This is a genomic window from Pseudoduganella aquatica (assembly GCF_009857595.1).
Lineage (GTDB): Bacteria > Pseudomonadota > Gammaproteobacteria > Burkholderiales > Burkholderiaceae_D > Rugamonas > Rugamonas aquatica_A.
Window position 1 is genome coordinate 22,035 of sequence record NZ_WWCU01000053.1, and the last position, 6,801, is coordinate 28,835.

A 6,801-nucleotide genomic window follows, 5' to 3' on the forward strand; every position below is an offset into this window, starting at 1 on the left:
GATTAGATGCCGCTCGGGGCTTGTTTGTGCCACTCGGTTGCTTGCTGGAACTGGTGTGCCACGTTCAACAGCTTGGCTTCGGCGAAATAGTTGCCGATGATCTGCAGGCCGACCGGGCGCTTGCCGTTCTTGTCGCCCTGGCCGAAGCCGCAAGGGATGGACATGCCGGGCAGGCCGGCCAGGCTGGTGGACAGGGTGTAGATGTCGGCCAGGTAGTTGGCCACGGGGTCCGACTTGGAACCCAGGTCCCAGGCCACGGTAGGGGCAACCGGTCCCATGATGACGTCGCAGACGGCGTTCGGGCCGCTCAGCACGGCTTCGAAGTCCTGCGCGATCAGGCGGCGGATGCGCTGGGCTTTCAGGTAGTAGGCGTCGTAGTAGCCGTGGCACAGCACATAGGTGCCCACCATGATGCGGCGCTGCACTTCCGGGCCAAAACCTTCGGCGCGGGTCTTCTTGTACATGTCCTGCAGGTCTTTGTAGCCGTCGGCGCGGTGGCCGAAGCGCACGCCGTCGAAGCGCGACAGGTTGGACGAGGCTTCCGCCGGGGCGATCATGTAATAGGCGGGAATCGACAGCGCGGTGTTCGGCAGCGAAATGTCGACCAGGGTCGCGCCCAGTTCCACGTATTTCGCCAGCGCGGCGCGCACGGCCGCTTCCACGTCGGCCGCCAGGCCTTCGCCGAAGTACTCTTTCGGCACGCCGATGCGCAGGCCGGCCAGCGGCTGGTTCAGGTCGCGGCCGAAGTCTTCCTCAACGCCGCCTTGCTCGGGCGTCAGGCTGGTGGAGTCGCGCTCGTCGAAACCGGCCATGGCGTTCAGCAGCAGGGCGCAGTCTTCGGCGGTCTGGGCCATCGGGCCGCCCTGGTCCAGCGAGGAGGCGAAGGCGATCATGCCGAAGCGCGACACGCGGCCGTAGGTCGGCTTGATGCCGGTGATGCCGCAGAAGGCGGCCGGCTGGCGGATCGAGCCGCCGGTGTCGGTGCCGGTCACGCCCGGCGCCAGGCGCGCGGCCACGGCGGCGGCGGAACCGCCCGACGAGCCGCCCGGCACGGCTGCGTGGTCCCAGGGGTTTTTCACCGGGCCGAAGGCCGAGTTCTCATTGGCCGAGCCCATGGCGAATTCGTCGCAGTTCAGCTTGCCCAGCGTGACCATGCCGGCCGCGTTGAACTTCTGCACCACGGTCGCGTCGAAGGGGCTGACGTAGTTGGCCAGCATCTTCGAGCCGGCGGTCGAACGCCAGCCTTGGGTCACGAAGATGTCCTTGTGCGCGATCGGCACGCCGGTCAGCGGGGTGGCGGTGCCGGCGGCGATGCGCGCGTCGGCTTCGGCCGCTTGCGCCAGGGTCAGTGCGCGGTCCACGTGCAGGAAGGCGTTCAGCTCGCTTTTCTCTATGCGGTCCAGGAAATGCGTCGCCAGTTCGGTGGCGGAAATTTCTTTGTTCTGCAGGAGCGTGGATAGCTCTTTAATGGTTTTGGTGTGCATGGACATTATTCTTAATCAATCACTTTTGGTACCAGATACAGGCCATCTTCGGTTTTCGGCGCGACCTTTTGATAATGTTCGCGGCGATTCGGCTCGGTGGCCACGTCCTCGCGCAGGCGCAGGGTGATGTTCATGTGGGCCGCCAGCGGGTGGCTCAGAGGAGCGACGCCGGTGGTGTCCACGGCCTGCATCTGCTCGGCCAGCGCGAAAATGCCGTTCAGCTGTTCCAGGGCGGTTCCCGCCTGGGTTTCGCTCATTTCCAGTTGTGCCAGGTTGGCGATGCGTTTTACGTCGGATAGTGTCAGGGACATGGCGAGAGGCGCGGCGGACCGCGCGGTTGTAGTATTGATAAAGAACTTGTAAATCCGGCTATTTGACCTTGAAAACCCGGCAATTACCGCGTAATTTACGCGTTGCGGCCTCGCACTTTAGAGTGGATTATTGGTAAATAACATTGGAATTATAAGGTAGAATGGCGGGTTGATGCGTAGCTGGCGCCATGCACCTGTTGCACAGGCCGCCGCCGCTTCCACGGATACTCCCTATAACTGCCCGCGCGTGCGGGCAACGCGCCACAGGATACTCATGTTTGGTTTTTTACGCAGGTATATTTCCACCGATCTGGCCATTGACTTGGGCACGGCCAACACCCTGATTTATGTACGCGGCTCCGGCATTGTGCTGGACGAGCCGTCGGTAGTTGCAATCCGCCAGGAAGGCGGTCCTAACGGCAAGAAGACCATCCAGGCGGTCGGCAAGGAAGCAAAACAGATGCTGGGCAAGGTTCCCGGCAACATCGAGGCGATCCGCCCGATGAAGGACGGCGTGATCGCCGACTTTACCGTGACCGAGCAGATGCTGAAGCAGTTCATCCGCATGGTGCACGACTCCAAATTCTTCCGCCCGTCGCCGCGCATCATTATTTGCGTGCCTTGCGGCTCGACCCAGGTGGAACGCCGCGCGATCCGCGAATCGGCGCTGGGCGCCGGCGCCTCGCAGGTGTACCTGATTGAAGAGCCGATGGCCGCCGCAATCGGCGCCGGCCTGCCGGTCTCCGACGCCACCGGCTCCATGGTGGTCGACATCGGCGGCGGCACCACCGAGGTGGGCATCATCTCGCTGGGCGGCATGGTGTACAAGGGCTCCGTGCGCGTGGGCGGCGACAAGTTCGACGAAGCCATCGTCAACTACATCCGCCGCAACTACGGCATGCTGATCGGCGAACAGACCGCCGAAGCGATCAAGAAGGCCATCGGTTCCGCCTTCCCGGGTTCCGAAGTGAAGGAAATGGAAGTCAAGGGCCGCAACCTGTCCGAAGGCATTCCGCGTTCGTTCACCATCTCGTCCAACGAGATCCTGGAAGCGCTGACCGACCCGCTGAACAACATCGTCTCGGCCGTGAAGAACGCGCTGGAGCAGACCCCGCCGGAACTGGGCGCGGACATCGCCGAAAAAGGCATGATGCTGACCGGTGGCGGCGCACTGCTGCGCGACCTGGACCGCCTGCTGATGGAGGAGACCGGCCTGCCGGTGCTGGTGGCGGAAGACCCGCTGACCTGCGTGGTGCGCGGCTCCGGCATGGCGCTGGAGCGGATGGACCAGCTGGGCTCCATCTTCTCCTACGAATGATCTGAGTAAGCGGGGCGGCCAGGAGCCGCCCCTCTGCTTTTTAAGCTGGTTTTTTCAGGCTAAGGCCGTGGTGGCGCGCGAGCGCCTGATTTATTGGAAGTCATGGAATACAGTCCTCCGCCACTCTTTAAACAAGGCGCGTCCGCACGCGTCAAGATGACGCTGTTCGCCTGCATTTCGATCGCATTGCTATTGGCCGACGCGCGCATGCACGCGCTGACGGCGGTGCGGCAGGTGGTGGGCACGGTGCTTTATCCGCTGCAAATGGCGGCCCTCATGCCGCGCGACGCGATCTACGGCGTCGGCGATTATTTCTCCTCGCTGTCTTCGCTCGAAAAGCAGGTGCGCGAGCTGCGCCAGCAGCAGATCGCCACGGCGCAGGCTTTGCAGCAGGCGCAGCTCCACAGCACGGAAAACGCCCAGCTGCGCAAGCTGCTGGACGCGCGCGGCCACGTGCCGGGCAAGTCCATGCTGGCCGAGATCCTGTACGACGCGCGCGACAGCGCCAGCCGCAAGGTGGTGCTGGACCGGGGCGCGCAGGCGGGCGTGCAACTGGGCCTGCCGGTGATCGACAACCAGGGCGTGGTGGGGCAGGTGACGCGGGTGTTCCCGTTCACCTCCGAAGTGACGCTGCTAACCGACAAGGAGCAGGCCATTCCGGTGCAGCTGCTGCGCAACGGCTTGCGCAGCGTGGCGTATGGACGCGGCCAGTCCGGCCAGCTGGACCTGCGCTTCATGGCGCCCAATGCGGACGTGCAGGTGGGCGATATCCTGATCACCTCCGGCATCGACGGCGTGTACCCGGCCGGCCTGGCCGTGGCGCGCGTGTCGCAAGTGGAGAACAACGGCAACGGGGCCTTTGGCCGCGTGGTGTGCCAGCCGCTGGCCGGCATCCAGAACCACCGCCAGCTGCTGATCTTGATGTCGCCGCCGGACCTGCCGCCACGGCCGCCGGAAGAGGAACCGATCAAACCGGCCAAGAAGGGCAAGGCCGCCGCGAAGGAGGCAGCAGCAGCCGCCGCCGCTGCCGCAGCGGCCACGCCGGCCGCCACGCCTGCCGCCGCGCCGGCAGCAGCGGCACCGGCAGCTGCACCTGCCGCCGAACCTAAGAAAGACGCGCGATGAATCGCCCCCACTATATTCTGCTGCCGGTCAGCCCGCTGTTCATTGCCTTCAGCCTGTTCTGCGCCTTCCTGCTTAACCTGCTGCCCTGGGGCCACTTCGTGGGCGCGCCGGACTTCGTGGCGCTCACGCTGGTCTTCTGGGGCGTGCACCAGCCGCGCAAGGTTGGCATCGGCACCGCCTTCTTCCTCGGCCTGCTGATGGACGTGCATGACGCCACGCTGCTGGGCGAAAATGCGCTGGCCTATACGCTGCTGTCCTACTTCGCCATCATGATGCACCGCCGCGTGCTGTGGTTCCCGATGATGACGCAAGCGGTCCACGTGTTCCCGCTGCTGCTCATGGCGCAGTCGGTGCAGCTGCTGGTGCGCTTCTTCGTGTCCGGCAAATTCCCCGGCTTCTGGTATTTCATCGAAAGCGCCGTGGCCGTGGTGCTGTGGCCAGTGATCTCCATGCTGCTGCTCGCGCCGCAGCGCCGCGCCGTGGATAAAGACCACACGCGTCCAATCTAGCGGTTGGACCTCACCCTGCAATGACTGAACTAAAGAATACAGAACGCGAACTGCAGCTGTTCCGGCTGCGCCTGTCGGCGCTCGGCCTGCTGGTGTTCGTCTGCTTTGGGCTGCTGCTGGCACGCTTCATCTGGCTGCAAGTGCTGCACCACGACCACTACATGACGCAGGCCGAGGAGAACCGCATCGCCTTCGTGCCGGTGGTGCCCAACCGTGGCCTGATCGTGGACCGCAACGGCGTGGTCCTGGCGAGCAATTACTCGGCTTACACGCTGGAGATCACGCCGTCCAAGCTGCGCGTGCCGCTGGAGCAGGTGATCGACGACTTGTCCAAGCTGGTGTCGGTGGAAACCAAGGACCGCAAGCGCTTCAAGCGCCTGCTGGAAGAAACCAAGAGCTTCGAAGGCGTGCCGCTGCGCACGCGCCTGTCGGACGAGGAAGTGGCGCGCTTCACGGCGCAGCGTTTCCGCTTCCCCGGCGTGGAAATCCAGGCGCGCCTGTTCCGCCAGTATCCGCTGGGCGAAACGGCTTCGCATGTGCTGGGCTATATCGGCCGCATCAACCAGAGCGAAGCGAAGGTGATCGAGGCGGGCGATGACGCGCGCAACTACAAGGGCACCGAGCATATCGGCAAGGAAGGCCTGGAAAAGAGCTACGAGAAGCAGCTGCACGGCGTTACCGGCTACGAGGAAGTGGAAGTATCGGCCGGCGGGCGTGCGGTGCGCACCCTGTCGCGCACGCCGGCCACGCCGGGCAACAACCTGATACTGTCGATCGACATCAAGCTGCAGCAGGTGGTGGAGGAAGCGTTCGGCGAATGGCGCGGCGCGCTGGTGGCCATCGAGCCGGAAACCGGCGACATCCTGGCCTATGTATCGCGCCCCGGCTACGACCCCAATCTGTTCGTGGACGGCATCGACTCGCAAAGCTGGAACGAACTGAATACCTCGCTGGACCGTCCTTTGCTGAACCGCCCGCTGTCCGGCACCTATGCGCCGGGCTCCACCTTCAAGCCCTTCATGGCGCTGGCCGCGCTGGAACTGGGCAAGCGCACGCCCAGCCAGGCGATAGGCGATCCGGGCTTCTTCTATCTCGGCGCGCACAAATTCCGCGACGACGTGGTGGGCGGCCACGGCACGGTGGACCTGCGCAAGTCCATCGTCGTCTCCTGCAATACCTATTACTACGTTCTGGGCCGCGACATGGGCATCGACGCCATTCACGACTTCATGAAGCCCTTCGGCTTCGGCCAGCCCACAGGCATCGACCTCGATAACGAGAAGACCGGCGTACTGCCTTCGCAGGAATGGAAGCGCAACCGCTTCAAGAAAAATCCGCAGGCGGGCAAGTGGGTGGGCGGCGACACCATCTCCATCGCCAACGGCTCTGGCTACAACGCCTACACGCCGTTGCAGGTGGCGCAGGCCGTGTCCATCCTGGCCAATAACGGCGTGGTGATGAAGCCGCACCTGGTGAAGATCGTCGAGGACGGCGCTACCCGCGCGCGCACGCTGACCGTGCCCAAGGAAAGCTACCGCATCCCGCTCAAGCAGGAAAACATCAACCTGATCAAGGACGCCATGGTGGGCGTGACCAGCGAGCCGGGCGGCACCGCTTACCGCGCCTTCACCAACGCCGGCTACGCCGTGGGCGGCAAGACCGGTACGGCGCAGGTGGTGGCCATCAAGGCCAACGAGAAGTACAACGCGGCCAAGATCGACGAGCGCCTGCGCGACAACGCGTGGTTCACGGCCTTTGCCCCGGCGGAGAAACCGAAGATCGTGCTGGCCATGATTGTGGAGAATGCGGGCTTCGGCGGCGCGGTGGCCGCGCCTATCGCGCGCAAGGTGCTGGACTACTACTTGCTGGGCAAGACGCCGGAGAAGGACACCACCAAGGTGCCTAAGGAAGACGCGGAAGCCTTCGAGCCGGTGCTCGATCCGGCCGACGAAGAAGCGGCTGCCGTCATCAACGAACAGCGCAGCGCTGCGGGCGGCGCCGCTCCGGCCGCCCCTGCCGCCGCTGGCGCAGCAGCGGCCGCCGGCGCGCAGCCT

At 64.5% G+C, this 6,801-nt stretch carries 6 protein-coding genes; 4 read left to right on the plus strand and 2 right to left on the minus strand.

Annotated elements, in window-relative coordinates; translation table 11 throughout:
• Positions 1 to 2 precede the first annotated feature (2 nt).
• Both gatA and gatC read right to left on the minus strand, forming a co-directional pair.
• Positions 3 to 1,484 carry an Asp-tRNA(Asn)/Glu-tRNA(Gln) amidotransferase subunit GatA gene (gatA, locus tag GTP77_RS27435; RefSeq protein WP_161075335.1) on the minus strand — a complete coding sequence of 494 codons (1,482 nt, stop codon included), beginning with the start codon at positions 1,482 to 1,484 and terminating at the stop codon, positions 3 to 5.
• An 11-nt stretch (positions 1,485 to 1,495) separates the two neighbouring features.
• Positions 1,496 to 1,795 (minus strand): Asp-tRNA(Asn)/Glu-tRNA(Gln) amidotransferase subunit GatC, encoded by a 300-nt coding sequence (gene gatC, locus GTP77_RS27440; protein WP_161075336.1) that lies wholly within the window; start codon positions 1,793 to 1,795, stop codon positions 1,496 to 1,498.
• A 274-nt stretch (positions 1,796 to 2,069) separates the two neighbouring features.
• Here gatC and GTP77_RS27445 point away from each other — a divergent pair, with 274 nt between their 5' ends.
• The 4 genes from GTP77_RS27445 to mrdA form a co-directional block, all read left to right on the plus strand.
• Positions 2,070 to 3,113: a rod shape-determining protein gene (locus GTP77_RS27445; RefSeq protein WP_056398240.1), complete on the plus strand. Its 1,044-nt coding sequence runs from the start codon at positions 2,070 to 2,072 to the stop codon at positions 3,111 to 3,113.
• Between the two features lie 102 nt (positions 3,114 to 3,215).
• Positions 3,216 to 4,238 (plus strand): rod shape-determining protein MreC, encoded by a 1,023-nt coding sequence (mreC, locus tag GTP77_RS27450; RefSeq protein ID WP_161075337.1) that lies wholly within the window; start codon positions 3,216 to 3,218, stop codon positions 4,236 to 4,238.
• Positions 4,235 to 4,747, plus strand: coding sequence for a rod shape-determining protein MreD (mreD, locus tag GTP77_RS27455; RefSeq protein WP_161075338.1), 513 nt, complete (start codon positions 4,235 to 4,237; stop codon positions 4,745 to 4,747). The genes mreC and mreD overlap by 4 nt, the downstream gene beginning before the upstream one ends.
• Positions 4,748 to 4,767: 20 nt before the next feature.
• Positions 4,768 to 6,801 (plus strand): penicillin-binding protein 2 (mrdA, locus tag GTP77_RS27460; RefSeq protein WP_161075339.1); only part of this gene is annotated, 2,034 nt, incomplete at its 3' end.

Excerpts from the sequence above, each read along its gene's own strand:
- gatA (WP_161075335.1), bottom strand. The coding sequence starts at position 1,484 with ATGCACACCAAAACCATTAAAGAGCTATCCACGCTCCTGCAGAACAAA.
- gatC (WP_161075336.1), bottom strand. The coding sequence starts at position 1,795 with ATGTCCCTGACACTATCCGACGTAAAACGCATCGCCAACCTGGCACAA.
- GTP77_RS27445 (WP_056398240.1), top strand. The coding sequence starts at position 2,070 with ATGTTTGGTTTTTTACGCAGGTATATTTCCACCGATCTGGCCATTGAC.
- mreC (WP_161075337.1), top strand. The coding sequence starts at position 3,216 with ATGGAATACAGTCCTCCGCCACTCTTTAAACAAGGCGCGTCCGCACGC.
- mreD (WP_161075338.1), top strand. The coding sequence starts at position 4,235 with ATGAATCGCCCCCACTATATTCTGCTGCCGGTCAGCCCGCTGTTCATT.